Source organism: Enterobacter sp. BNK-8, from assembly GCF_048685095.1.
GTDB classification, from domain to species: domain Bacteria; phylum Pseudomonadota; class Gammaproteobacteria; order Enterobacterales; family Enterobacteriaceae; genus Enterobacter; species Enterobacter quasiroggenkampii.
This window is the reverse complement of the sequence record NZ_JBLQTN010000002.1, coordinates 1-26,054: the sequence shown is the minus strand read 5'-3', so window position 1 is coordinate 26,054 and position 26,054 is coordinate 1. Positions and strand designations below refer to the sequence as shown.

The following is a 26,054-nucleotide window of genomic DNA, read 5'->3' as shown; positions in this document are numbered from 1 at the left end:
CTCAAATTTGTTGATTCGGTCTAGAGGTTTTCATAAATGACAAAAAATCGCTGAATTGTAACGGACGGGAGAAGAGATACCCCTGAAACAGTGGCACCCCCATACTGAACAAAATATGTCTCTGCTCATTATCTTCTATGCCTTCGGCGATCACACTGCAGTGGACTTTACTGGCAAGGGTGACAATATTTTCAACAACCATTGACGACAATTCATTGTTTTTAATACCTAAAGTAAACATCTTGTCAATTTTAAGATAGTCCGGTTTGAAAAGAGACAAATAACTGTAGTTAGCATTCCCTGTGCCGAAATCATCCAGAGATATCTGCACATTTTCTTGCTTAAGTTGGTTAATGATTTGTATTGTCAGGGGTGACTGTGCAATGTAGTCACGCTCAGTAATTTCAAGCACAATACGGAAGTTATGCGTCGAAAGCCGCGAATAAAATGACTTACAAAGCGTCACAATCTCGTCATTTTCAAAATTGCCAGCACTGACATTGAAGCAGATGATAAACGGCGCTTCGTGAGTAAACGTCCATTTTTCCAGCTCTTCCGCTACGTATGAAAAGCAATCTCGGGTTATTCTGTTGATCATACCGTTCTGTTCGGCTGCAGCGATGAAGCGATCCGGAGGGATAAATCCTAGTTGAGGATGATTCCAACGCAATAAAACTTCCCCACCGACTAAATGACCATAACTTGCAGATACAATAGGTTGTATCCACGGGATAATTTGCTTTTTCCTAATTGCAGTTTTGAGACGTGACTCTATTGTGTTTAGATACATGAGATAGCGACTGAAGAGTAACGTTATGAGAACTGAAAAAAGAAAAATAACAGCCAGTGTGCTTTTTTCGTGCCTAATGAAAGTTGCAAACTGATAAATAAATGCCTTATCTGCAACAACAGTATAATTATAGTGCTCTGAACCTAGACTCTGGGGCTCTTTCAGTTTTGGGATATCAGTCACCATTCCCTGAGCGCTCATCGCTTTGTTACCGACGATGAGATATAACGGTGTCTCATTCTCAAGAAGATAAAGGATGTTGTACAGATAATAACCATCTATCCCGGCAAGCACACTGTTGCCGTTTTGAACGGGATTTCGGTAAATAATTAATGAGCGTGAAGGCGTCATTGTATTGCTGTTAAGTAACAAGAGCTTTCCATTGGTGTAATCAGCAGTATTTATTCTGAAATTTCTCCCCCCAAATACGGAGGTACAGTATATTTCATTTCCTTCGACAAGATTCACGGTACGCACGTCAGGAATCGTGGCAACGAGTGTTCTGATTTCAGTAAGAACATTGTCATCACAGCCTTTGCCGAGCAACGGAGTAGCTGCATTTGCTGCTAACTGTCCGTGAAAAAGCGTGATGTCAACGTTAGAAGTTGCCTGATGTAAACGATCTCGCAACTCATGCAACAGCGTCATTTGCATCTGATACCAGGTTGAGGCCACCCCCATAGCCATTGAGCAAAGGAAACATAAAATGAGCCAAACGCTTTGACTGAATTTGCTGGTTCTCATGAGTATTTCACTGGTTACTTTTAAGCCCTTCATTATGTTTAGCCTAAATTCTGCATAATACAATCTGGAACTAAATGTGCTGTAATGTAGATTGGTTTACCTTCACATTTCCCATTCCGCCACCTTGCAGCAAATTCAGATGGCATCTGATAATTCAGTGCTGAATGTGGATGGCACCGGTTATCATCCGGCAGCCAGTTATTACTGGTTTTCCTGGCGTGAACATTTTCGCTTAACTAGTGCTCATTCAGACACTCATCGCGGAATTGTCCGTTAAAACTCTCAATAAATCAGTTCTGCGTTCGCTAGCTCGGCTGGATTATTCGCAAATCATCACCATTCTCAAGGCTCATTGATACAGTGCGTGGCAGATAAATTCCGGTCCTTGGTCAGTTCTTATCGTTCTTTCGTCAGTGGTTCATGCAGCTCATGAACGGCTGGGGTAAGATCATTATCAGCTTAATCGTCCGACTGACAAAGCCCGTGGTATTGCAGTGGACAGCTAGGTGATCTGCTCAGGGAGCTGTTCATCATGTCAGGCAAAGACATACCAATCATCAAGGGGACAGTTTGGGAAACGGAAAATATTGCATGTTAAGATAAAAGTTGGCCACCAAACTAGCTCCCTGCAGCAGTACCGCTACAGCTACGTTTTAGTCTCACGCACTGGAAATGCACAGATCCAGCATCGTTCATCCCGCAAGTCACTGGGTCACCCTCCCTGACCTGCTGCCGCTCAATGCCACCGATTTCGTAAGTGTAGTCAGACGCACCGAAAAGGATCCGCCCCCGCAGGTGGTTTTATCCAGGTGACACAGAAAAAACCGCTGCCATAATCCCTCATGAAAGAAGTGGTTATAAAATCAACGCATCATTCCTTAATTATGACCTAACCTTTCATTAATGGAACACCTATAGTTGATTCGAGGTACATATGCGTTTACATGCTAAAACCTTATATAAAAACTTCTCTTTTGAATCATCTGGATCTGTATGCAGAATAATTTCTATAACGGGTCATTTGTACAGGAACACCATAATCATGACACTGAACTCCGCTAATGAACCAGAAAATTACCAGGCTAATATTTATCCTGATAACGTATCCCGGCATGAAATAAAAAAATTTTTTTAGGATGAATTCCACTCGGTTTCTTGGATAATTTAAAGGACCTTCACATGCTTGACTATTTTGCTCTGGGGCTACTGATTTTTGTTGCGCTCGTAATATTTTATGGCGTTATCATTATTCATGATATTCCATATGAAATCGCAAAAAAAAGGAAGCACCCTCATCAGGATGCTATTCATGTTGCAGGGTGGGTCAGCCTGCTTACATTGCATGTACTCTGGCCATTTCTGTGGATTTGGGCAACTATCTATCGTTCGGACCGTGGCTGGGGATTTAACGACACAGGTCAGAAAGGTGACAATGACGGACATTCCATAGCAGAGGTTGTCGAAGAATTGCAGGCACGGCTTGACAGTCTGGAAAAAGAAAAGAAAAACTAATGAGGTGTTTTGATGGATTTGTTACTCATTCTTACCTATGCATCGATTTGCTTTGCAATTTTTAAAATTTTTCATATTCCATTGAATAAATGGACCGTTCCTACAGCTGTACTGGGTGGGGTTATAATCATTTCAACGCTAATTATTTTAATGAACTATAATCATCCTTATTCTGAATTGGCCCGAAGCTATTATGTATCCACGCCGATCGTTCCCCTGGTAAAGGGACGTGTCGAAACAGTCAGTGTCACGAACAATCACCATGTTAAAAAAGGAGAGGTTTTATTCAGTCTTGATCCCGAACCTTTTAAACAGCAGAAAGCAAGCCTTCAGGCACAGTTGCTGTCAGAAAAAGAGCGTCTCTTATCGTTTCAGGCACGACTGCGTTCAGCGCAACTGGATCTTGGCAGGATTCGGGAGTTAGTCGGCAAAGGTTTCGGAGTCAAAAGGGATCTGGATGCCAATGTCGCTAATGTTGACGATCTACAGGCTCAGACAAATGCGCAACTTTTAAAAATTGATCAGGTTACTGCACAGTTACGACAGGCAGAATATGACCTGAAGCAAACTACGGTTCTTGCACCAACAGACGGATATGTCCTGCAGCTAGCACTGCGTCCGGGCATGATAGCTACCCCGTATCTCTACCGGCCCACAATGACGTTTGTGCATGCAAGTGAAAACTATTTCATTGGTTGGTTCTGGCAGAACAGTATGCAGCGTCTTAATATCGGCGATGAGGCAGAAGTTGTTGTCGATGGTGTACCCGGTAAAATTTTCAAAGGAAGAGTGAAATCAGTTATTCCGGCGATTGCTGCTGGAAACGTACAGGCAAACTCAGCGTTACTTGATCAGTCAACCGCTCAGCAGGCAGACAGAATAGCTGTCGCAATTGAGATAGTTGATCCTGAATGGAGTAAATATCAGATGATTGCGGGAGAAAGTGGACAGGCGGCAATATATACCCATTATTTTCATCATGTTGCTATTATGAGAAAGATACTGCTACGGATGGCCAGCTGGCTTAATTATATTTTCCCCTTCCACTGACAGCCTGTAATGTCCCCAAAATTAATATTTTGCTTTTACTTCGGTCTTGGTACAGCATATCATTTTTAAAGATATGCTGTACTGCGAATGAATTTGTGTATTACCTAACTGTTTTAGAACATTTATTGGCATTGCTGGTGATTGTTTTTAGAAAAAAAACCGGGCAAGCCCGGGAAAGAGTTACACCATATTAGAATTATCGATCAGGCACTCAGATCACACCGAAGACTATACTGATTTTTTTCTGGCGATAAATAGAAAAAATGCAAGAAAAATCTTATTTTTACGGTTTGTTATTTTTTTCTTTGTGGCTTCAGACCTTTCATTTACTTTTATCATTAAAAATTCCATACACATCAATTTGATAGTTTCATGCATATCATGGGTGCACTTAATTTTTTGTTTATCTTTGGTCGGTTGTTGCTTTGGATTTCATGAAGATGCTCCCTAAGTAATCGAATTTTTTATAATCATTAGGCGCCTCACTAATAACAGTAAATTGTTACATCTTAATTCCTGACGCATAATTTATACCGCTATCAAAATTTTATAAGTCAATACAACATGAAACACAATATTTAAACACTATGCTTACATTAATTTCAGTAATTTTCACATTTTAGATCTTGCCAATCCGGCCCATGCGCTTAATAATTGCTCATTCTGTTTGTTTTTTGAGCTACTTTGCTTTGCTGCATTTCAATACTTTCATTTTTTTTATAGTCATTTTCTTGATTAATATTGCATTTCCTTCATATGCTGCGTTTAGCCAACCTTTCCTTAAAGATGTCTATTCTTTGCAGGAAGGACAATCAAACCATCACGCTGTACGATCGCGACTCCATGCAGAGTTCCAAAAATGGAAGGGGGTTCGTTATCAGCTGGGTGGTGCGGGCAACGGTGGTATCGACTGCTCAGCCCTGACACAAAAACTCTTTTTAGCTGCTCTGAACAAGCGGCTGCCGCGCACTACAGGTGAACAAATTAAGCTGGGCCGACCTGTTCCGATTACCAGTCTGCTACCAGGAGATCTGGTATTCTTTAAGCCAGGGGGAGCGCTCAGGCATGTGGGAGTCTATCTGGGAAACAACCAGTTCATACATGCCTCTGATAAGGCAGGAGTCACTCTTTCAAACCTGTTATCTCCCTTCTGGAAGACACGATTTGAAACAGCGAGAAGAGTGGATGGATAGGACAGATAACTCAGGGCGTTGACTGGTGCCTGACCAGCACAATAGACAGTCTATTATCCCTTTTTGTGGTTTTCGCCTGTCGTTATTTTTCAGACAGGGAGGCGTATGTAACCCGTACGGCATGGTTGACGTGTGTACCGGATTGTGAGGACAATAGATTGTCCGGTCCCTTACACTGCACCGGATGACTTTCAGGGTTAACGTATACCCGGAGTAAACCACACAGATAAACAGCCGACTGTAATAATCATCCGTGCTGAAGGACAGGCACCGGGCTGAGGACTTTATGCGAGATATGGAAAAAACGGGTCACCTGGCATGGTGTGCTCTTATAGCCCTCATGACAGCCAGGGAAGATGGCCTGGTGGCGTCGGAGTCGCAGGAAAACCTGTTTATCACCCGCTGGTTTGCGCAGGCTAAAAAACAGCGCCGTTTTTCACGTGACGTGGTCTCCGATATTGACTGGATTATCAGTCAGGGCCGGACCCTCGGCGTTCGTGCGCAGCTGCGGCATAAGCTGGATTATCTCTGGCGCAGCTGTACGGGTGAACTTTCACAGCAGAACGATCTTTTTCGCCTGACCTACGCGCTGGAGCTGGCGAAGCAGTACGACTGGGTTTATCACGTTCTCAGCGACAGTGAGTGGAGCGGCCGGCGTCAGGTTCAGCCATCGGCGACGGTAAACAGCATCTGTCTGCTGAAAAGCGCGCTGGATACCGGTTTTAATGATGACGGGACGCAGGTTATGCGATTGCCGGCCAGAATTGGCGGCCGGGCTGACGGGCTGAATGCGCTGCTGAAAAGCTGTGGCTGGGAGGCAGTGCCTGAGTCTGGTGCCTCCCAGCCCCACCAGTATTCGCTGATGGCCGGCAGGGAGTGTCAGGTGAGGGAGATTTGTGATGGAGCTGCGCTAGGTCGTCATCGGCACTGACGATCGGAAATACCAAGGCGCTGCGCGGCCATCAGTGTGGTCAGACACCGGTCGACAACGTCTGAATGATTTTGAGTCGGTTAACTTCGTCCAAAGTGAAAAACTCCGCTGCATGTGCCGTCATCAGAATTCCTCGATGATGAATCTACGTGACGGACATTACAACTTTGCTATTACTGTCTGGACTGTTTTTAAAGGTCCGCTTTGTGGCTAAATTGAGATGTCCGCATGTGGGTTATGTTTCAGCTTTTGCCAAAGATTTCTTCACTTCGTGTCTGGAGCTGCTGCAGGGCTTCCAGCATGTCGTCCTGATTGAGACTTCGTTGTGATTTCTTTCCGGGTTGCTTCTTTCTGCGTGAGGTCTGGCCGTCCAGTGATGGCAGGGCCTGCGAGCGGGTGTTGTCCCGTTTGTCCTGAACCAGCTTTATCATCTCCAGAGCTCGCCCCAGGCGCTTGTTGTCGACAATGGCGCCCTGGTCCAGTTCCCCCAGCCGGTCGTAGGTTATGAAGGGCAGGGAAGTACCGTTAGCCCGGAGCTCGATAGCACCGTCCGGATACTGCCAGACATCAATGTACTCCCCCTGAAAACGTCGGTTTTCTTCATTATCTTCAAGCAGATAGAGCTTTTTATCATACTGTAATGTCAGGTTTTTTGAGACCTTACGCTGTTCACGCCAGGTAAATGTTGCTGCCAGATTTTCATTATTCTCGAGCGGACGGTGAACGTCGAAATCGCGGCGTGGCGGCTTCGCAAACCGGCGGTTGTAGTCAGCCATGAACTCTTCGGTAAAGGCGTTTGCAGCCTCGGGTGTACTGATACCGCGGAGCCGCAGCTCCTTGACGAGGCGATCCTGCAACGTAAGGTGAGCCCGCTCAACACGGCCCTTGGCAGAACTGGTATTGGCACAGATACCGGTGATGTTCAGCTCGTTCATGGCTCGGCCAAACTGAGTCTGGCCATCTCCGCCAGTGGCCTGCTTGTTGTTGATCCTGAAGACACTGGCCTTGTCGCTGTAGAATGCCAGAGGCTTGCCGTAACGCTCCAGATAGCCCCGGGTGGCTTCAAAATAGGTGAAAGTGGACTCAGAACTGACGAACAGAAGCTGCATCAGCCGGCTGGTCGCATCATCAACGTAAACGAGCAGCGTGCAGGCCGGACCACGATCCTCGAACCAGCGATGCTCACAGCCATCAATCTGGATGAGTTCTCCGGTGCAGGCCCGACGCGGTCGAGGCTGATGCACACGAGGCGGCCGTAACTTGCGGGGGATCCATAAACCAGCCTGTGTCATCAGCTTGCGTACTGTCTCTTTGGCCAGACACAGCCCATGAACCTCGGCGAGCTTCTCACAGGCTAAAGTCGGGCCAAAATCAGCGTAGCGTTCGCGGATAATACGTAGTGCTTGTTCAGCGAGGCCCGGCATGAGTTGCCGGTTGCCAGGCTGGCCACGACGACGGTTAACAAGTGAAAGCGGCCCATGTTCACGATAGCGCTCCAGCAACCGTCGGCAGTGTCTGTCAGATATCTCAAGCCGGGTTGCTGCAAGACGTGTGGTAAGACGGCGGTCGATAACGTCCTGAAGGATCCTGAGTCGGTTTACATCGTTCATTGAGAAAAACTCCGTTCCGTATGCCGTCATGAGTCTCATCCTTTGAAAGCAGTGATCGCTGTGGTGAGACTGTAGCGCGGACATGTCATTTGGTCAGAGACGGACATCTCAATTTAGCTACTATAGTACAAGTTCGCATAATCAGGGTTATGTTAAATTGCGTTAATATATATTTAAAAATCATTAATTTATCACCAGTCACATCCCTTTTCTAGCCAATAAATCTATTGCGGAAGCTTGAGGAACAGAGTCCGTTCCTGGGTTTGCGATGCCTTAAAACCATGATGGAGATAAAACCCTTTGGCTTTTTCTGTCAGCGCATGAACCATAATTGCACGAACGCCCATATTTTCAGCCACACGATAACAACGCAATACCGCATCGTGCAGTAAATTAGCACCAACTCCTTGTCCACGAAATGAGGTATCAACCGCCAGGCGAGCAAGTATGATTACCGGGATTGGATCTGGCATATTGCGCCTGAGACCTCCCGTCGCTTCTACATGGTTAACACTGCCGGTGGCCAGGGAGTAAAAACCGGCAACCTGTTTGGTGCCTGTTTTACATACAACAAATGTTCTGGCAGCACCAAGAGCCTGATTTTTTAACCCTCGCTGTTTAAGCCAGTCATCGAGAACGGCCTCCCCACTTACTAACTCAGCCAGTTGATGTGAGCTGGATAACGGTTCCGGAGCTGTTACACGTCCCACTGAGGTTTCCTTGCCAGGAGTTTATTGATGGCAGCGTCATCCGCAACTGGCGCATCGAGCATATCGATAAACTCGGCATACTGTTCATCGTTAAAATTAAATACACGTCGATCAAGGATCACATTCTCCGCAGCCTGGCATGCCATTTCCAGAATGAAATCCGTACGTGATTTATGAAGTATCTCTGCAGCAGCATCGATGAGTGCTCTTTGAGATTCTTTGGCTCTGAGATTGAGTTGAACATCAGATTTCATTAGTGCCCCCTTGTATAGCAGTTGCTTTACGAGCATAACACAGGAATAATGTATAGCAAACGCTATACATACTTTCTCTCACTACAGATATGATCCTAAAGCTCCACAGTTCAACGACTTGAGTTAAATGCCCTGCCTGCAGATTTCTTTACTCTCTGCAGGATTCCCGGATTACACATAATTCCCTAACATTAAAGCGAGCGCTGCCTGTAAAAATTTCTTAGGGACAATCAGCACGCGCCGATGGGTAGTAATCTGGTCTAACATCTGGAAAAATTACTGACGAGAAGGTAGTATTCGGATCGTCAGCGATCGTCTTGTGGTGGGACAGATTGTTGATTCGAATTACTTTTGTGACCTAACTCAAACTCACAGTTTGACTGCTTTGTGGTGAGGCAGGCGGGTAACAAAGATGGTTTTACGGAAGAAATGCGGACTTCCGGAAACAAACAGGGACAGGACGTGTCCGTTAAAACGTTCAGGAGCAGGTAACGGGATTTCCCGGAACCTGAATGCACAAACCCCCCGATAACTGTCATCAACTTGGCGGAAGACACAGGTATCAGGGGGTCCAAAAGCAGGCGCGTTGCCTGTGAAGGATTATAACGCATGCACCACATAACACAACACCCGGCCGCCATAAGAACAGGCCGCCGTGAATGACAATCAGATTTCTGTTCATTGGTCAGATCTACCGAAAGATGAGCTAACCCGTTTCTGGCAGGATGTTGATGCCGGCACTCAGGGTAATTTCCTCATTGCACCGGTCAAAAAACTGACCCGCCGCAAACGCGGTGAGCATTCCACAAAAGCCAAATGTGAGAACCCGAACTGGTATCGTCCGGAGCATTATAAAAAGCTCTCTGGACAGCTCGGTCATGCTTACAATCGCCTGGTGAAAAAAGACAAAGAAACCGGGCAGGTCAGCCTGCGCATGCATGTTTCCCGTCACCCTCTCTATGTCGCCGGCCGCCGTAAAGCGGGACGTAAATATGGCTTCCGTCCGGAACGTCAGCGCCTGCTCGATGCGCTCTGGCCCGTGCTCATCAGCTTCTGTGATGCCGGCAAGCATACCGTCGGCATGTGTATCTCCCGTCTTGCCAAAGAGCTCAGTGCAAAGGACGCAAAAGGCAATGTCATTCCGGAAAAGGAGGTGACGGTGTCACGCCTATCACGGCTTATTGAGGAACAGGTACGGTTTGGCGTTCTGGGCCTTGCGGAAGAACGCACCTGGGATCGGGAATCCCGCTCCTGGCTGCCAACGTATGTTTATATCACCCCCGTGGGGTTCCAGATGCTGGGCGTCGATATGGACAAGCTGTTTAAAGAGCAGGAGAAAAAGCTCCGCCAGAGCGCCGAACGTGAGCAGCTGATCCGGGAAGGGATGATGAGCGAACATGATGATGTTCAGCCCAACTCTGCGCGGAAATGCTGGTCTGGTCGTAAGCGCCGGGAAGCTCTCATTTACCGCCGCAAAAAAGGCGCGGAGCGTAAACGTGCCAACAACCTGATTAAGCTGCCGGCAGATGAACGACTCCATGCAATGTCTGAATGGATTTATCGCACCATGCCGCCTGACGAAGCGTACTGGTGCACATCTGAGCGCCTGAAGGCTCTAGCCATCCAGCATCTTTACCAGCTGGATCTGGCGCTTTCTCCACCGGACTAGTCACAGACGGCACAACAGTCTTCTTGTTTACAGGCCCCTCACCGGGGCTTTTCGTGCTTGTTTTTTTCGGCCATTCTGTTCATTTTTCATCCTTCACTCCTTTCTTCTTCCGGTCACCATGACGTTCTGCCGGTCGTTATGGCCTGCAATGGTCACAGTCTCTTTTTTTTTACACAGTAATCCGCAAACGAATAAGTGAAGTAACCCGGAAATGAATAAAAGACATTCCGCAAAACAGTCTTACTTCACCTTTTTTATCTTTCTGTTCATTACATTCCAGAGTAGATCTTTGTCTTCGGCCACTCTGTGGATAACGTAAAATGCCTTCGCATGCAGCGGCCTCACGGCCGCGCGCTCAGAAGGAAATCAAAAGTACCTCCCGTCGCAAGCGCCGGGCCCCGTTCTCGCCAGAACCAAGCGCCGCATACATACCTGACCCCTGCTAAACCGACGCCGCCCCGGCCCGAAGGGCCGGAACACCATCGCTTTAAGAGGGATGTTGTAACTAGAAATCAAAGCAGCTGCAGTTTGCGTCGCGGCAATCCCCCTGTACACGCTCGTAAGCGCCTCACGGCGCTAACGCGGAGATACAGCCCGTCAGCGGCCTCTGGCCTCGACGTGCTCACTCCGACCGCGCATGTCACTACCAGGCGTGGCGGTAAGCGGGTATGGCTTTGCAGGGTAAGGGATGGGACAGGCAGAACCTTTCAAACCGCAGCGGCTTACGCCGGTCACGGCGCCCGTCGACTTTCTCTCCCTATCTGGCTTCAGCTGGCGCCTCCATGACGCGATGCGGCATCAGTGAGTTCTGCAGGGCAGCGGGCCCTTTTTTTGTTGTCAAAACTCGTTTCGGGAATATGCTTTCAGAAACAGATAAGCGAGGCGATAAAATGGACACGTTGCTTTTACCCGGCCAGAATCCCCGTGCCTGGGCCGAAACCATGATCAACCTTGAGGCCCGGAAACTGGTGAATACGGCCAACACGGTGGCGGCTATGCATCTCCAGGATGGTTTTATCCGGATTCAGTTTGTGGATGAGATCAGGGCATTCATCATGGCCCAGTTTGAGGCCGCGCGCCGGGCGAAAACGGATGATGACTGTATGGCCTGTCTGCGGGCCTTACGGGCTGAAAATACCAGCCTGCTGGAGCAATCCCGATCGCTCAAAACCGGCTATGCAAAACTCTATGCTGAGGTGAAGGTTGTCCGGGAAGAGAACAAAATTGTGAGCTACATCATTTCAGCGGTCGACGTCGTGGTGGCCGGTGCGGCCATCTTTGGTGGGATCGTCATGATGTCCTCAATGACGCCGGTGGGCGTGGTGGCTGGCGCGGTGATTGTTGTAAATGGCTTTAACACGATTTCACGGGAAGCCGCGCACAACCTCCTCGGTGATAAGCAGACGGAGGGAATATTCGCTGACGGCTCGATGGAGATCGCTGAATTTCTGGGCTTCAGCCGACAGCAGGGGCTGGGGACGTATAAGGCTGTCACACTCTTCAGCGAAGTCTACGGCGCGTATGGCCTGAGGCTGAAACCCGAAGCACAACGGCTGTGGTACTGGACCAGGCCCGATTTCTTCAGGAAAGTATCCGGCCCCCCCCGTCCCGCAATGGCGCTTAAAATTGCGGGATGGGGGGTTAAAGCCAAAGTGGCGCTTGATTTACTGACTATTGAGCCTTCCGGGAAATAGTCTTCTGCAGGCGGAATGCTTTCCAGCCCAGTACAGGAGGGAAGGTCACCCAGGCAATGATCAGGACTACAAGGGAACTCATGCCCCCGGAAAGAATGTGTGTCCGGCTGCCGGCAATGAGGGTGACCAGCATAACCAGAACCAGCGCGACAGTGATCCATACCGACACCCGGAAGCGCCGTGAGAGCGCATCGATGAGATGCTGCATGGTGCCTCCGCCTGCTGCAAGCCGGCCCTGTAAATTGTCCACTTCGCTCTTGCTGAAACCTGCCTCAAGCAGCTCTTTCTCACTGATAGCCATCACGTCCTCCCTAATCAGGCGAAAGTATACTGTACCAGACCAATAATCCCCAGGTGACCGGCGTAAGCATAATAAAAGAAATTACGCGGCATGAAACGCCTGCGGCCCTCCGGACAGATTTTCCTGCAGAAGGAAACCACTGCCAGGGGGAATGCCAGAGTAGGCAGCGTGGCCAGTAATAATGTTTCTGCGGGCATATCCAGGAGATGCGATAACCCCTTTAAACAAATCAGTGACAGCACGGCAGTGATGGCCGCCAGACGCTGCACTTCGGGTTTTTCGTTGCCAGAAACGGTTGCCATACTGATGGCCAGCGTTATTCCTGCCAGCCCGTAGCTTGCCGGCTGCAGTGGCCAAATCATGAGGGCCAGGAGCAGATATCCCACAAACATTCCTTTCAGGCCGTGCTGGTACTGCAGGGCAATCAGCTGCGTGACGCCGGCAAACACGAACAGAATGTTCAGGGCCCACCAGGGCTGGTGATGCCAGAAGGCCAGGCTGAACACCGGCTGCGTGATGACTGCCCAGATCCACAGACGATTGGCTCTCTTCTGAAGTCGTTCCGGGGTGCGCTGTACGTTCATCGCCCATATAAGCGTGAACAGGGGGAAGGCCATCCGGCCAAGCGCATACATCACCGGCAAGGCTGGCGACAGAAACACCGTATTGATGTGGTCGATAATCATGGCCAGAAGTGCGAGAAGTTTGACCATATCGAGAGCTGCGGGACTGAGCTGGCTGGCGTCCCGGATACTGGGAAGAACGTCGGGTACTGAATGATTCATGCTGTAGATTCCCCTTGCGACACGCGGTTAACAGCCAGCACTGAACATAATGCCAGAATGCCCTGCCGGTTTGCGTTGTGACCCTGATCTTTAGTTTCTCCAGAATCTTGCGCACTGCAAATTCTGATTTATCACGCAGCACGCGCATTGCGCCTGCCACATCCTTATTCTGAATACAAATACTTAAATTATGAAAATCGTTCACACCGCCCCCTTTCTTACTCTCTTATTATCGGCCGAGTGAATATTATATTTAGTGCAGTAGGATAATTCCTAATAAAAGTTTTATATTACCACCCCCCAAATTTTAGTCATATTATTGACCATACTTAATGGTTGACAATGGTTTATTAATTATTTGCATTGCTTGCTGATGCCTTTGTCCTGACCAGAGCGAAATCTTCACGAATAGATTTTGCGGCAGGCTTCCACCTTTTAGCCCATTCCTCGTTCATACGGCCTTCACTGACAATTTTCAGGGTGATGGCATAAAGGGTGCGCTGCAGTTTATTCGACAGCCAGAGTATATGATCATCGATTCTGTCATCCGGAATATCAGAAATAATCGAATGTATAAGGTCCAGGTCCTCCGGTGCCCACGGTTTTCCGGAACGCGGAAAAACTTCATCCGGAAGGCGTGGTTTTTTTCCTTTTCTTCTTTTACCTGCTTTCTGGCTTCTTTTTCAGCTGTGATGAGGCGCTGCCGTTCTGTTAACGCACCCAGAGTTGCAACCGTCCTGACCATATTTTCGCGCTGCTCACGCGTAATATTGACTTCACCGCATATAATGGCATTTAACGTATCGATAAGAATTTCCAGTTTGCTTTCGGTTAATTTGAAAGTCATACAATAATCACCTTAATTTTTATTCGTTTTTTGCTCATCCTGATGCAGACTACGCCAGCGCCACGGCTCTGTCTGACCCGGTTCTGACCAGAGTCCGACTAACAGTACCACCGGATAATGTTGGCCCCATTTTGCCTCCAGCTCGTCCAGCGCGACTTCTGCTGCCTCTTTTGATACCGCACGATAAACCGGCTTTAAATCAGCCATAAACGCCTTGTGATGCTTCGACGCGACATATTTTATCGAGTTACGGATCTGGTGGATGACGCACAGCTGCCCTTCTGTATTGGGGTAAATGCTGTTTATCGCTTCCGGGAACCCTGTCAGACCATCCACACAGGCAATCAGAATATCGTTCACGCCACGATTTTGTAGATCGGTCAGTACTGACAGCCAGAAATTAGCGCCTTCACTTTCAGACAGATACAGACCCAGTATCTCTTTTTTGCCTTCCAGATTCAGGGCGAGAACCGTGTAAACCGCTTTGCTCTGATAGCGACCATCTTCACGAATTTTATAGTGGATTGCATCCAGCCAGACAAAGGGATAGACTGCTTCCAGCGGGCGTTGTTGCCATTGTTTTAACTCAGGTATCACCTTATCGGTGACTGCGCTGATAGTAGCACTCACGCTGAAAGCGTATAAATCCTCGATTTCCTGGCTGATATCTTTGTAGCTCATGCCCAGCGCGAACATACGGATGATCTTACGTTCGATCTCATCGCAAAGCGTGGTCTGATGTTTTTTCACGAGTTGAGGCTCAAAAGTGCCATTGCGATCGCGGGGAGTGGCAAGTTCAAAGCTGCCAGTGGGCGTTTCAACGGTCTTTTTGCCTGACCCATTTTTGCGGTTGGCTTCAACGTCCTGAGGCAGATGCGCATCGAGTTCAGCAGCCAATGCAGCTTTAGTTAAGTTTTTGATTAATGGCGTTAAGATGCCATCTTTTCCGGTTAATGCCTGACCAGACTGGAGTGCCTTAAGCGCTTTGTCGAAATCGAAGGGTTGGGACATGTGTCATTCCTTTTTAATTACATATTACTGGAATGACACAGAATTTCTAACACTCCCCTGTAAACATAAAAGAGATGTATACTTCTTGCCGTCTTTGTGTCTGACAGGCGGCGTAGATTTTACGTAACATCCCGGGATAGCCCGTTTTTTTTTGTAACAACTATCTCAAGCGTAACAGACGCTTATTTCCTCAATTAAGTAAATAAAAAACCCGGGTTGCCCCGGGTTTTTTGAGCGGTTGAATATTATTCAGTAGGATTTTTCAAAGTAAAAGCAGGCATTTCACCGTAGTCTACTTTCAAACCCTTAAGTCTTTTTACTAAGGCATTTGTCATATCCATTTGTTCATCTGCTGAAACAATTGAACTACGTAACAATATAACACTATAACCGCTTTCCGTGCGCATCTTTTCTATTTCTTCCTGGATAACTTTAAGCGAACTTAATCGAGCTGAATGTTTACTTTGCTCTAAAAAGCTCCTCATGTTTACAGCATCAGCCTTTCGCGCTTCCTCTGCTTTTTCCGGCGATAATTTATCATATTCCTTGTTTGATTTATCCATAACATCCTGCATAGTTCTAATAATGCTATCAATCCTTTCTTTTTCCTGAGAAGCGATTTCACTTGAGGAAAATGATTTTGATAAATCTACAAACGCAAAATCATTTTGTTTTTTTATACGATTATTATCACAACCACTCAAAGCAACTGCAACAAATGTTAATAACGGAAATATTTTTAAAAATCTCATGTTAAATCTTTTTTTTAATTTTAGCAGGCTCTATACGAACCTGCTAATTTCCTGATTAGAAGTTAACCTTAATACCCAGCATCGCGCTGGAGTCGCTGTAACCCTTATCGCCGATTTGCTGTGCAACATTCCCCCAGACATTTACATTTCGGGAAATTTGCCCTTCCACACCAGCCTTGAGTTCTCCGATGTTTTTAGTCCCTGCCTGCTCGGTCTTCACATCATTCAGACGGGTACCAAAGGTCTTGGTATTATGTATCCAGTTAGCTTCAACAAATGGTTCAAATGTTCTTTCCTTACCTTCATCTAAGGTACTACGCCCTTTAATGAAGGCTCTAACACCGAGACGAGTCTGGATGTTACCCTTTCCTTCTGCTGTAACTTTTGTGCCATTTGCTTCATGGTGGTCATCGGCATCAACACCCATCCATGTAATCTGTGCTTTCGGCTGGATAAAGTACTGCTGGTCTTTATCGCGCTCGCCAGTTTTCCAGGTATAACCAGCCTCAATCGACGTGGTAAAACCTTTAGATTTATAACTTTCTGACGATAATGACTCACCCTTTACATCATTGTCGAACCAGTTATACAACCCCCACATATCGACATAGGCTCCGGTATGGTCAATGCTGTCCTGTAGCCAGGTAGCATAAACACCTGCGCTGTAACCACTGATACTACCGTCTGCACGATAATGTGTTACATTACTACGTGTGTTACTCTTCTGGTTGGCATACCCAGCCATTACTCCCAAATGGAAACGATCATCTTTATTTGAGGACCACTGCGCAATGTCTCCCCCAATTTGCATGACATAGCGGTTAGATTGAGTACTTAACTGCCCGCTGCTGTCTTTGCTGCGCGTATGGCCTCCCACATTTCGCATCCACATACTGGTGACTTTATCCTCTCCGGTCAGAGCATCTACATAGTGTGTCTCACCAAGACGGTCATGCAGTCTGGCGCTAAATAACGTGTTCGCCGCCGCGATGTTCGCCGAATAAGCGGCTGCTTCCGGACGAACAATCGGAGCCGATGGTGCATCAGGGTTTACAGGATCCACTGGATTAACAGGGGCAACCGGGTTGACTGGATCGACCGGCGTTACCATTTGAGACTGCAAATACCAGTTACCATCTTTCGCCTGACCTTTATTAAGGAAGTAATCATAGGCTCCGGCAACCGCACGACCTTGCAACTTGAAATCACCTTCTGATTTACCGCCGACCTGAATCACTTCAATCCCTTTACTGGTGACATCCCCTTTTCCGCCCAGGTTATTAACCTGTACACGCGTAGAGCCAGAAGTATTCCCTTCCACGACCAGCTTATCGGTCTGTGAGTTGTCTTTGCCTAACGCCGTGTTGATGGAAAGCAGACCATTATCGCCAACGTAATTTCCTTTAACGGTTAACGTATTACCCGGGGTAGTTCCTGTAAGTTTGATTTCCCCGTGGTTGTTAAGATCGCCAACGGTGAATTGGCTGGCTGGCATACTGCCATAGCCGCTCAATGCATTCAGTGACGCCAAGGTACCGAAGTTGTTCACGGTGCCGCTGACTTCGCCATTACCACCGAGGACTGCGCCGGAAGCGATATTGACTACGCTGCTCCCCGAAAGTTTGCCTTCAGCTGCCGGAGTTGTGCCGATCACCAGCCGCCCTGACTGAACATCGGTTTCCCCGGTGTAGGCGAGGTCACGATTGACGATCAGCGTCGCAATACCCAGTTTCTCCAGGCTGCCGCTGCCCTTTATGGCGTTCTTCACTTCCCAGTCGCTGTCTGTCGTCAGGTGCAGTGCGCCATTGTCAACAATGCTCGCGTCTCCCAAATGCTGAGCCGCAGAGGCGCGTAAATCGCTGTCGCTGTCGACCAGCATCTCACCGCTGAAAGCGCTGTTGTCCGCAGCGAGGTTAATGTCCGTACCTTCTTTGCTTTCAAGAGTACCGACGCCCGCCAGTTGCTTGGTGAGATTGCCCGTCACGTCAGCATCAGACGTAAGCTGCTTAGCAAAAGTTAAGTTGCTCTCTTCGTCAGTCAGCGTAACTAGGCCGCTGTTGCCTAAGCCCGCCACATCATTCAGTAAAGACTGAGATCCGCCCTCAAGCGTGACGTCACCAGTGTACGCCGTGTTTGCGCCGTTTACGGTAATGACGCTTGAATCAACCACTAACTTGCCGTTGCCCGCCAGAGTATCAGCGCTAATGGCGCCGCCGTTGCTGTCACCGGAGCTGCGCTGATCGCCTGTGATAGTCAGTTCGCTGCCCTCAGCAAGATTTACCTTACTGCCTGTGGCGGTGTTTAGTGCGCCGATATGTTGGCTGTAGCCCTGGGTATCAATGGTGGCCCCATTTTCTACCACTAGGTTACTGGTATCGCCCAGTACGTTTTCGTTCGCCAGCAGCAGCGTGCCGCTCTTGAGTGCAGTTCCACCCGTGTAGTTGTTTGCCAGATTTGAGAGAGACACCGTGCTGGTGCCCGTGTCAATATGGAGATCGCCACTTCCGGTCACTTTGGCACTCAGGTCACTCGCCGAGCCCGTTGCGCCATTGCTGTTCAGCACCAGAGCATTCGCCCCTTGTGCGATAAGGTCGATTTCCGTCAGTCCATAGTTGACGTAAAGGCCATCTGCGTCAGCGCCGCTGGCCAGACGATAATCCCAGGTGCCTTTCGCAACGGTTGCGCCAGACTGCTCGATATCCCTGATAATCACATCAGAAATCACAACGCCATCCTGATCGATCAGGGCCAGGTTACCCGCATTGCCTTGCACCACGCCGTTTGTCCGGGCGAGCTGCAGTTTAATATTGGCGTCGTCCTGCTCAAGCAGAGGCAGATCGGCCAGCGTCATTGGACCATTATTGACCACATTGCCGATATCAACCTGTACGGTGCCTATTTCACGGAGATCGATACCATTCGTCGCCTTGATAATGCCGCTGGACGTGGTTTTTCCTGGGGTTACACTTCCGAACTTGATTAACCCACCGTTGAACGCAAGACCGCCAATCGCTTGCTCACCTGTTCCGACGGTGATAGTGCTGCTGGTATCCGCACGCAGGGCTGCATTAGCTAGCGCTGCGGTATTGTCGCCGCTGAGCGCGAAGGTGCTGTTACCGATAGCTAAAGTGCCTGCAAAAGCATTTCCAGTTGCTGCGTTAAGGGCGAAAGCATTGCCCGCCGTGTCGGTCGTGATAAGTCCGGAGCCCGTCAGCGCATTTGCCAGCGTGAATGAACCATTGCGTTTAATCGCAAGTTCACCCGCGGACTGGACTTCGATATCACCCATGATGCTGCCAGTACTGCCACCGTTACCCAGTTGCAGAGTACCTGCGGAGATGGTGGTTCCGGCCGTGTAGGTGTTATCTCCCAGCAGCACAGTTGTACCGTTGCCAATCTGATTAATGGCACCAGAGCCTGCAATCAGATCAATCGTGAGGTTATCCGGACTGTTGATGGCCAGTACGCCGTTGTTATTGACCTGCGAAAGCGAAATGTCACCAAAGGACGTGCCATTCCCTATCTGTAAGGTTCCAGCTGTGATATTGGTCGTTCCGGCGTAATCCATTGCGCCAGCAACGGTTAATTTACCTGTTCCGGCTTTGTTCAGATTACCTGAACCTGTCATGCTGTTCATGGCAAGAACAGCATCGAAACCGTTGGTATCGAAAAGACTGTCCTCTGCACCCAGGATGACATCGCCGCTGACGGTCAGATTTGCATTGCTCATGTTTTTCAGGGTGGAGTCATCCAGCGTCAGTGAGCTGAGGGACGAGTTTCCGCCACCCAGATTCCAATGAGAATCGCTGTTCAGCGTCACAGATGAGTTTGCGCCCTGTGCAGTGCCTTCAAGGACAGAAGCTCCTTTGGCGGTGAGAGCGATCGCGCTACCGTTATCCTTCAGCAGAGCCTCGCCAGCGACCTGGCTTCCCGTCACATCAATATTGAGCGAGCCGGTCTTACCTGCGATGGCGGCTCCGTGCGTGCTTTTAATAATGCTGTCAGTCAGGGTCAGCTGGTTAGAACCGCTATTTGACTGAACCGCATTTCCGTTAACGCCGGAGGCATTAATGGTTAAATCGCTGAATGTTGCCGATGCCGTGTTGGCAACGACCAGGCCGTTGCTCTGCGCGCCAGTGGTATTGACCGTCAGAGGGGCGCTGCTGGTGATTGCCGAACCTGCACCATCAATGCCCAGACCCGTGCTGTTGGCGGCAGTCACATTGAGCGAACCACCTTTTAAATTCACGGTTCCGCCGCTGTTTGCCTGAACACCGCTCCCTGCAACCACGGCTGCATTCAGAAGTGCTGCAGTCGCGACGTTCACTTTACCGCCAGAATCCGCAACGATGGCGGCTGCCCCTGAACCTGTGGCGCTGAAAGAACCACCGTCAATATTCACCTGACCGTTATTGGTGGCATAGGCGGCAGTTTTGGTTGCGCTAAGTGTTCCATTGTTGGTGACTGTACTTCCCGCACCCGCGGCCTTAACGCCAGTCCCACTGCCAGTTACCGTTCCGTCCGCATCGAGAATAACGCTGCCACCGTTAATAGCCTGAGCGCCGATGCTTGAGCTCCCGCCGCCAGTAATCGTCGCGCCATGGTTTTCAACAACCGCACCGTTTTCAGCCGACACGGCAATATTATTCCAGCCGGGCAGGGTCAAGGTGCCGTTCATCAGATCGACTCGTGAACCCGCATTATCGGCATAAACGCCGACAGAATTGGCGGTCATATTCGCGTTGGATACGGTGACTTTACTGCCGGATACCGCCGTAATGGCGGTAGTGTCGCCGATGATTTGGCCTCCCGTCACATCAATTGTGGAGCTGTTCATCGCTCTCACTGCGGTAGCGCCACCGCCACCGCCGGTAATGGTAATATCCGCGGACGTTGAAATATGGCTGGCCGCCGGGCCAAAAGCCGTCACGCCGGAGACGCCAAAACCACCCGCGGTGACCGATCCTCCTGCTAAATTAATGTTGCCGCCATTGCTGGCAGTAACCTGGCCGTTGATGCTTACCGCAGAGCTGTTGATAGTACTGCCACTGCCCGTCGCAACCATCCCGTTTGACAGCACGTGTCCACCGGTAAGATTGGCGCCCGCACCTAATTCAACGCGAACGCCTGTCCCCGCTCCTGAACCTGAAATATCAGTATTCGTACTGGTAATCAGGCTGCCTGCGCCGCTGGAGACGATGCCAAACAGTCCGGACAGCGAGCTGCCGGAGAGGTTCAGCAGACCACCATTATAAACGCCTGCGCCGCCGGTGCTTCCGATAACGGTAGCCGCGCTGTCAAGCTGGCTACCTACACCGTCCACGTACAGGCCGTAGGTACAACAAACCACAGGCGCACTGGTGGAAGCCATTGTGACGGAACTGCCTGAATCCAGGCGAGCTTTTCCTCCGCTATTCACGGTAAATGCCGCCATGTTTCCGCCAGGGGAAGGGGCCTGTGATGTTACGGTGATTCCGATGCCCGTGTAGTCGCCACCCGCAGTGACAATAACCGCCGGGCCGGTTGCAGAGTCACGAGCAACACCCGTTTCACTGATGGTGCTGTACACCGTTAGTGAAGGCAGAGGGGCCGCCAGCGTGTCAGCGGCGAATAAAGCACTCAGGCCAAGTCCCAGCACAGCCTTAGAGGTACGGTTAACTGAAGATTTAGATTTCTTTTTCGATTTTGCAAAATCAGATACCACAACATATCTGTTCAGAACATCATTCCAAAGAACTTTGTATATTTTGTTCATATACTTACACTTTAATGATAATAAGAGATCACGCATTGTCGTATGACAGTGCTATATAAAAGCTTATATATACCTAGCCGCCGCTATAAAGCTGGAAGCGTAAATATATCCGTATTGTTGTGCGAATGCACAGGACTGGGCACTAAATACATATATTTGTCAGATACCTATGTTCAGAGCGCGTATTTTATTTGCATTGATACTGCTGTAAGAACCTTTCTCACTACCGAAGTCGCTCATGGCAAGTCCATCCTTAACTGTTTGATCGTGGTCAAAAGAATTTGACTCGATAATTTTAAGTCCATATCATGCCAGGTGTTTTTAGAATATCTTCACGCCTGACATGGTTTTGCCTATCAATGGCTAACAAAATAAAGAAATATACTTACGGTAAATATAAGCACCTTTTCTTCTAAATCTTGTTTTAAGGAATGCTTTATAACGTAAAGCATATGCCGTTTTACTGGATATATTATTTCTGTTTGATATTTCGAATATACTCTTTCCTCTTGCATCAAGTTGACAAATTTGGCTTTCTCTTTCTGTAAGACAGGTTGACCCAGTTTTCGTATTGCGCCTTACTATTTTCAGCAACGTTAAAAAATCGCTTGATTTATTTTTCTTGGAAGTTATATAAATATTTCTGTTTTTTACATATAGTTTATCCATTGGCGTATTCACGCATACAATGATTGTTCCTGAATGATTAAATAAACTTTCTGTTAATTGTCTTAATATTGCATAATGTTCAACTGAAACGATGAGTACATTGTTCTCATTAGCATTGTCACTCAGGAAAATCGAAGGTCTGCATTGTAATATATGGTTTAGCTTAACAAGCTCAGTTCCCAATTCTTTCAAAGCATGTTTTATGCCATTTAGAAAAAATATGTCGTCTGATGAAATAATTAATGTCGACATGTCATACCTGCAACAGGAAACAGCTTGCAATAAGTTTGCGTGTGTTATCCGTAATTGTAGACTTTCGTTTCATTATTTTTTTTCTCACTGTAAAAAATATCTATCTCATTATCCCTCACTACATATCCTTTTCTTCCAACACGATAAAAAATTTCTTTAGTAAGACCAGCTTCAGATAAACGATTTCGCATTTCTCGCATTACCTGCCACAATCGGGCATTTGACGCCCTTAAGTTATGCTTCTCCCAGATATTATCCATAAGTTCTTCATCACTGATCATTTCATGCTGAGAATTCTCCAGAAGATACTTAAGTAAATTCGCCATGGTTGTTCTCAGTTTTATGATTGGTCGTTCCCGGCAATCAATACTAATCAGAATCTGCTCATTTACTAAATAAACAACCTCATTTGCAATGAGAAACCCTGCGGCATGCATATTTGTCTGGGCCGCACCTCTTTCATTGTGTCCAGTGTTGTTCATTTTTACTTTACCTAAAAGTTACTTTTGAATGAAAGTGGCTACAGTATAGCCACATAAAGATAATGTGAAATATATGGCAACAATAAAAATCTACTCAAAATATTTCTCTGCAAAAATTCATTTTTTAAGCATTTTGCTCTTGCAGGCGTGTGGTGTACCTTTTTTTCATATCGTGATGTGTTTTTTTGTTTGCATAGTGAATCAACCCCACACTGTAAAAGCATAATAATTTTATTCTGAATTTATCTTCATTTCAGATGACATATCTTTTTTTTTCAGCGCGCAGGTCCAGCTCCCTCCCCCACGACTCATGATTCTGGTCAATTTTTGATGCGATAATCTTATCAACAGGAACAATTAAACGATATAATATAATGATAAATTTCAATTTATAGGTATTTATTCTTTTTTATGGTTTATATCCATCGCTAAACAGGAGCAATATCTAAATTGTTCTATTTTTATTGCTATGTAAAAACTGTTTTTTGGTGACGCGATGATCTTTATTATCGAGCAAGAAGTAGTGTATTCACCGGATGATGGGAAGATCAGCTGTCAGGGAGATTCAGAAGGAGAGTCAATCATACTTACACCGGTGCTGAACAGAATCCTACTGATCCTTGTTGAGAGACATGGGGAACTTGTCACACGGGATGAATTTTTAACATATGTATGGGATGATTTCGGGAAGAGTGGTTCAACCAATACCCTTATCCAGTATGTCAGTACGTTACGGAGAATTTTTGAACCCAAGTTTGATAAGGAATTTATAATCACCATTCCCAGACTAGGTTATATGCTAAACTCTGAAATTATGATAATTCAGCAGAATGAACTATCTTCTGAAACAAATGCTAGTGATTCTGATAATGAAGTTCTGGCTGAATCAGCAGTTGTTTTAGAAAAAACAAGCGCTGAAACTATTGCATCCTATAAAAACTATTATTTTCTTCTTTCAATATTCGGGTTATGTCTGTCAGCTGTTGTCTATATTTTTTTACCAACAAACACTCAGGAGTTAAGAATTTTAACGAATTATAAATCCTGCCCGGTATTCACTAACAACTCTTCTGAAAGCATGCAGTCTCTTGATGACTTTAATGATTATCTGAAATACTTCGAGATAAAATGCACTGGCACCGAAAAAATATATTTATTACGATATGAACACAATACTTCTGAAGATAATAAATACATTTTATCTGTATGTTCACCCTCATCAAAATCAGGTCAGTGTTTATCTTTTTCACGCGAGATGGCATCATGAGCAATAAACTAATTACGATCTTGTCATTATTCTTTTTCATACTGCTTATATATTTGATGGTTTACATTTTTAGTGTTGAGCATAGCCTGTCATGCACTGGTTCTATGACACAAAAAAAATTTACCCGGACTATACAGTGTCATCTCAACTAAACCATTCCATATTTGAAACCACTGCATCTGGTTATGATACCATACAAGGAAATGTAATGATTGATAATGATACGTATTCTGTTTCAAGAATCATAGAATACTCTGTCTCGCAGTCAGGAGCGTCATACCGGACTATAAAAATAAAATCAGTCAAGAAAACACATAAAGACAATTTGCCTGATGAAATCGCCAGTAAGTTCTTCCCTTATCTGTTAGATTTTAATGATGGTCTGATCAGACTGGACAGGATTTCAAAAAATTTATTTATTGTATCAACCCCTGCTGCACCTATTGTCCTGTGTTATAGTGATTAGTCTCCATAAAAATTTATTACTTTTTTATTTCCGCCCTTCTTTTTATAATGTCTCAGGAATATCGTTCGGAACCTGAGCGCCAGCCCTGACATGAAAGCCGTTAATCCTCCAGCCGCAGAACCGTGATCTATACTCAATCAGACCCAAACTCTTCTTATCTGTTTATGAAGTTGAACAACTCAGGTGATCACATGCAGGCACCCGGTATTCCGGACAATGAAGAAAAGAGGCTGAAGTCCCTGTATATTACCGGCCTTCTTGATACCCGTGACGATGAGCGTTTTGAACGCCTGACGCGGCTGGCCCGCAAAGCCTTTCAGGTGCCGGTGGCCCTGATAAGCCTGCTGGATCGCGAGCGCCAGTGGCTCCTCGCCTGTCAGGGTGCCGGCGTGCGCGAACCCCCCGTAACATCTCGTTCTGCGGGCATGCCATTCTGCAGGAGGGGCCCTTCATTGTTCACGACGCAGCTGCTGATGAGCGGTTCCGTGACAATCCCCTGGTCACCGGCGAGCCCCACATCCGGTTTTATGCCGGCCAGCCGGTGAGCCTGCCGGACGGTACGGTGGCCGGCACGCTGTGCCTGATCCACACGTCACCCCGCGCCTTCACGAACGAGAACATTGCGTCCCTCCGGGACCTGGCCTGCATTGTGGAGGACGAGTTTGAGGCCATCAGCATGGCCATGACGGACAGCCTGACGGGCATTCCCAACCGGCGCGGATTTTACCGCGCCGGCGAAAAACTCTTCCACGCAATGAACCGGCAGGATGCGTCGTTCAGCCTCATCTATTTCGATCTGGACAGGTTCAAACCGGTTAACGATCTCTGGGGACACGCTGAGGGTGACGAGGTGCTAAAGGTCTTTGCCGGCTTTTTACATCAGCACCTCGAACCGGGCGAAATTGCAGGCCGCCTCGGCGGGGATGAGTTTGCCGCCCTGATCCGGCGAAACGGCAATACCGGCTCTTATCTGCACGCGCTGAGTGCCAGTCTCGATCATTACAATGACACCTCAGGCAAGCCCTACAACATCAATTATTCCTTTGGCGAACTGATCAATAACGCAGACCGGTATACGACGCTGGAGGAGATGATCGGTAAATGTGACGAAGTGATGTACCTGAAGAAAAAACGAAAGACCCTGTCGCAGAAAACAGAACCGTGACGCTTTCCTTCCCGGCTGATCCCCTGATCCGGGGTTCAGCCGGACGGCAGGAACAATATATTTAACCTCAGGACATATAAAGTCATTTATATTTGCTCATGGGGCAATAATCCTCCTTCTTCCCTCCTGAGATCCGAAAAAAGGT

Annotated in this window: 20 protein-coding genes and 2 pseudogenes; 9 read left to right on the top strand and 13 right to left on the bottom strand. The window is 47.5% G+C overall.

The genetic code is table 11. The annotated features are described in order from the left end of the window. Position 1: 1 nt before the first annotated feature. A complete protein-coding gene (locus ACMGGU_RS23415) occupies positions 2 to 1,534 on the bottom strand; it encodes an EAL domain-containing protein (RefSeq protein WP_420301009.1) in 1,533 nt (510 codons plus the stop codon). Positions 1,535 to 1,572: 38 nt separating this feature from the next. Continuing rightward, positions 1,573 to 1,937: pseudogene (locus ACMGGU_RS23410) on the bottom strand (integrase core domain-containing protein); the annotation flags it as partial. A 776-nt stretch (positions 1,938 to 2,713) separates the two neighbouring features. Here ACMGGU_RS23410 and ACMGGU_RS23405 point away from each other — a divergent pair. The 4 genes from ACMGGU_RS23405 to ACMGGU_RS23390 all read left to right on the top strand — a co-directional run bounded on the left by ACMGGU_RS23405 (position 2,714) and on the right by ACMGGU_RS23390 (position 6,220). Beyond that, positions 2,714 to 3,046 carry a DUF3302 domain-containing protein gene (locus ACMGGU_RS23405; protein ID WP_420301008.1) on the top strand — a complete coding sequence of 111 codons (333 nt, stop codon included), beginning with the start codon at positions 2,714 to 2,716 and terminating at the stop codon, positions 3,044 to 3,046. Between the two features lie 12 nt (positions 3,047 to 3,058). After that, positions 3,059 to 4,096: an HlyD family secretion protein gene (locus tag ACMGGU_RS23400; protein ID WP_420301007.1), complete on the top strand. Its 1,038-nt coding sequence runs from the start codon at positions 3,059 to 3,061 to the stop codon at positions 4,094 to 4,096. A gap of 641 nt (positions 4,097 to 4,737) precedes the next feature. Then, positions 4,738 to 5,289 (top strand): NlpC/P60 family protein, encoded by a 552-nt coding sequence (locus tag ACMGGU_RS23395; RefSeq protein ID WP_420301006.1) that lies wholly within the window; start codon positions 4,738 to 4,740, stop codon positions 5,287 to 5,289. 340 nt (positions 5,290 to 5,629) lie between these two features. After that, complete coding sequence (locus tag ACMGGU_RS23390; RefSeq protein ID WP_420301005.1) at positions 5,630 to 6,220, top strand: DUF2913 family protein; 591 nt, start codon at positions 5,630 to 5,632, stop codon at positions 6,218 to 6,220. 242 nt (positions 6,221 to 6,462) lie between these two features. On the opposite strand, the gene ACMGGU_RS23385 is transcribed toward ACMGGU_RS23390, so the two are convergent. From ACMGGU_RS23385 to ACMGGU_RS23375, 3 genes are all read right to left on the bottom strand, one after another. Beyond that, positions 6,463 to 7,860 carry an ISNCY family transposase gene (locus ACMGGU_RS23385; protein WP_420301004.1) on the bottom strand — a complete coding sequence of 466 codons (1,398 nt, stop codon included), beginning with the start codon at positions 7,858 to 7,860 and terminating at the stop codon, positions 6,463 to 6,465. Between the two features lie 194 nt (positions 7,861 to 8,054). Then, positions 8,055 to 8,540 carry a GNAT family N-acetyltransferase gene (locus ACMGGU_RS23380; protein WP_420301003.1) on the bottom strand — a complete coding sequence of 162 codons (486 nt, stop codon included), beginning with the start codon at positions 8,538 to 8,540 and terminating at the stop codon, positions 8,055 to 8,057. Next, positions 8,528 to 8,830, bottom strand: a complete 303-nt coding sequence (locus tag ACMGGU_RS23375; protein ID WP_376744025.1) for a DUF1778 domain-containing protein — start codon at positions 8,828 to 8,830, stop codon at positions 8,528 to 8,530. The genes ACMGGU_RS23380 and ACMGGU_RS23375 overlap by 13 nt, the downstream gene beginning before the upstream one ends. A gap of 619 nt (positions 8,831 to 9,449) precedes the next feature. Here ACMGGU_RS23375 and repA point away from each other — a divergent pair. Together repA and ACMGGU_RS23365 are read left to right on the top strand one after the other, a co-directional pair. Beyond that, positions 9,450 to 10,463 carry a plasmid replication initiator RepA gene (gene repA, locus ACMGGU_RS23370; RefSeq protein ID WP_420301002.1) on the top strand — a complete coding sequence of 338 codons (1,014 nt, stop codon included), beginning with the start codon at positions 9,450 to 9,452 and terminating at the stop codon, positions 10,461 to 10,463. A gap of 890 nt (positions 10,464 to 11,353) precedes the next feature. After that, entirely contained in the window at positions 11,354 to 12,157 is an 804-nt protein-coding gene (locus ACMGGU_RS23365; protein ID WP_420301001.1) for a DUF4225 domain-containing protein, read from the top strand. On the opposite strand, the gene ACMGGU_RS23360 is transcribed toward ACMGGU_RS23365, so the two are convergent. The 8 genes from ACMGGU_RS23360 to ACMGGU_RS23325 form a co-directional block, all read right to left on the bottom strand. Next, entirely contained in the window at positions 12,135 to 12,458 is a 324-nt protein-coding gene (locus ACMGGU_RS23360) for a hypothetical protein (RefSeq protein ID WP_029403831.1), read from the bottom strand. The two genes, ACMGGU_RS23365 and ACMGGU_RS23360, sit on opposite strands and share 23 nt — an antisense overlap. 14 nt (positions 12,459 to 12,472) lie before the next feature. Then, positions 12,473 to 13,243, bottom strand: a complete 771-nt coding sequence (locus ACMGGU_RS23355; RefSeq protein WP_420301000.1) for a TraX family protein — start codon at positions 13,241 to 13,243, stop codon at positions 12,473 to 12,475. Between the two features lie 475 nt (positions 13,244 to 13,718). Then, positions 13,719 to 14,090 carry a hypothetical protein gene (locus ACMGGU_RS23350; RefSeq protein WP_420300999.1) on the bottom strand — a complete coding sequence of 124 codons (372 nt, stop codon included), beginning with the start codon at positions 14,088 to 14,090 and terminating at the stop codon, positions 13,719 to 13,721. A gap of 12 nt (positions 14,091 to 14,102) precedes the next feature. Next, a complete protein-coding gene (locus ACMGGU_RS23345) occupies positions 14,103 to 15,101 on the bottom strand; it encodes an IS256 family transposase (protein ID WP_420300998.1) in 999 nt (332 codons plus the stop codon). A gap of 245 nt (positions 15,102 to 15,346) precedes the next feature. Then, entirely contained in the window at positions 15,347 to 15,853 is a 507-nt protein-coding gene (locus tag ACMGGU_RS23340; RefSeq protein ID WP_420300997.1) for a hypothetical protein, read from the bottom strand. Positions 15,854 to 15,908: 55 nt separating this feature from the next. Further along, positions 15,909 to 21,608, bottom strand: a complete 5,700-nt coding sequence (locus ACMGGU_RS23335; protein WP_420300996.1) for an autotransporter outer membrane beta-barrel domain-containing protein — start codon at positions 21,606 to 21,608, stop codon at positions 15,909 to 15,911. A 363-nt stretch (positions 21,609 to 21,971) separates the two neighbouring features. After that, a complete protein-coding gene (locus tag ACMGGU_RS23330; protein ID WP_420300995.1) occupies positions 21,972 to 22,529 on the bottom strand; it encodes a helix-turn-helix transcriptional regulator in 558 nt (185 codons plus the stop codon). 44 nt (positions 22,530 to 22,573) lie between these two features. Continuing rightward, on the bottom strand, positions 22,574 to 23,011 hold the full coding sequence (locus tag ACMGGU_RS23325; protein ID WP_420300994.1) for a winged helix-turn-helix domain-containing protein: 438 nt from the start codon (positions 23,009 to 23,011) through the stop codon (positions 22,574 to 22,576). A gap of 496 nt (positions 23,012 to 23,507) precedes the next feature. On the opposite strand from ACMGGU_RS23325, the gene ACMGGU_RS23320 reads away from it, so the two are divergent. The 3 genes and pseudogenes from ACMGGU_RS23320 (at position 23,508) to ACMGGU_RS23310 (ending at position 25,909) form a co-directional block, all read left to right on the top strand. After that, the gene (locus ACMGGU_RS23320) at positions 23,508 to 24,278 is read left to right on the top strand and encodes a winged helix-turn-helix domain-containing protein (protein ID WP_420300993.1); all 771 of its coding nucleotides are present in this window, start codon (positions 23,508 to 23,510) and stop codon (positions 24,276 to 24,278) included. Between the two features lie 208 nt (positions 24,279 to 24,486). Beyond that, on the top strand, positions 24,487 to 24,744 hold the full coding sequence (locus tag ACMGGU_RS23315) for a hypothetical protein (RefSeq protein ID WP_420300992.1): 258 nt from the start codon (positions 24,487 to 24,489) through the stop codon (positions 24,742 to 24,744). A gap of 191 nt (positions 24,745 to 24,935) precedes the next feature. Continuing rightward, positions 24,936 to 25,909, top strand: a pseudogene (locus ACMGGU_RS23310) (diguanylate cyclase domain-containing protein). The last annotated feature ends 145 nt before the right edge of the window (positions 25,910 to 26,054 follow it).

Bases quoted from the DNA above. Each gene is read 5' to 3' on its own strand.
- ACMGGU_RS23415 (WP_420301009.1), bottom strand. From the start codon at position 1,534: ATGAGAACCAGCAAATTCAGTCAAAGCGTTTGGCTCATTTTATGTTTC.
- ACMGGU_RS23405 (WP_420301008.1), top strand. From the start codon at position 2,714: ATGCTTGACTATTTTGCTCTGGGGCTACTGATTTTTGTTGCGCTCGTA.
- ACMGGU_RS23400 (WP_420301007.1), top strand. From the start codon at position 3,059: ATGGATTTGTTACTCATTCTTACCTATGCATCGATTTGCTTTGCAATT.
- ACMGGU_RS23395 (WP_420301006.1), top strand. From the start codon at position 4,738: ATGCGCTTAATAATTGCTCATTCTGTTTGTTTTTTGAGCTACTTTGCT.
- ACMGGU_RS23390 (WP_420301005.1), top strand. From the start codon at position 5,630: ATGACAGCCAGGGAAGATGGCCTGGTGGCGTCGGAGTCGCAGGAAAAC.
- ACMGGU_RS23385 (WP_420301004.1), bottom strand. From the start codon at position 7,860: ATGACGGCATACGGAACGGAGTTTTTCTCAATGAACGATGTAAACCGA.
- ACMGGU_RS23375 (WP_376744025.1), bottom strand. From the start codon at position 8,830: ATGCTCGTAAAGCAACTGCTATACAAGGGGGCACTAATGAAATCTGAT.
- ACMGGU_RS23365 (WP_420301001.1), top strand. From the start codon at position 11,354: ATGGACACGTTGCTTTTACCCGGCCAGAATCCCCGTGCCTGGGCCGAA.
- ACMGGU_RS23360 (WP_029403831.1), bottom strand. From the start codon at position 12,458: ATGGCTATCAGTGAGAAAGAGCTGCTTGAGGCAGGTTTCAGCAAGAGC.
- ACMGGU_RS23355 (WP_420301000.1), bottom strand. From the start codon at position 13,243: ATGAATCATTCAGTACCCGACGTTCTTCCCAGTATCCGGGACGCCAGC.
- ACMGGU_RS23350 (WP_420300999.1), bottom strand. From the start codon at position 14,090: ATGACTTTCAAATTAACCGAAAGCAAACTGGAAATTCTTATCGATACG.
- ACMGGU_RS23345 (WP_420300998.1), bottom strand. From the start codon at position 15,101: ATGTCCCAACCCTTCGATTTCGACAAAGCGCTTAAGGCACTCCAGTCT.
- ACMGGU_RS23340 (WP_420300997.1), bottom strand. From the start codon at position 15,853: ATGAGATTTTTAAAAATATTTCCGTTATTAACATTTGTTGCAGTTGCT.
- ACMGGU_RS23335 (WP_420300996.1), bottom strand. From the start codon at position 21,608: ATGAACAAAATATACAAAGTTCTTTGGAATGATGTTCTGAACAGATAT.
- ACMGGU_RS23330 (WP_420300995.1), bottom strand. From the start codon at position 22,529: ATGTCGACATTAATTATTTCATCAGACGACATATTTTTTCTAAATGGC.
- ACMGGU_RS23325 (WP_420300994.1), bottom strand. From the start codon at position 23,011: ATGAACAACACTGGACACAATGAAAGAGGTGCGGCCCAGACAAATATG.
- ACMGGU_RS23320 (WP_420300993.1), top strand. From the start codon at position 23,508: ATGATCTTTATTATCGAGCAAGAAGTAGTGTATTCACCGGATGATGGG.
- ACMGGU_RS23315 (WP_420300992.1), top strand. From the start codon at position 24,487: ATGATTGATAATGATACGTATTCTGTTTCAAGAATCATAGAATACTCT.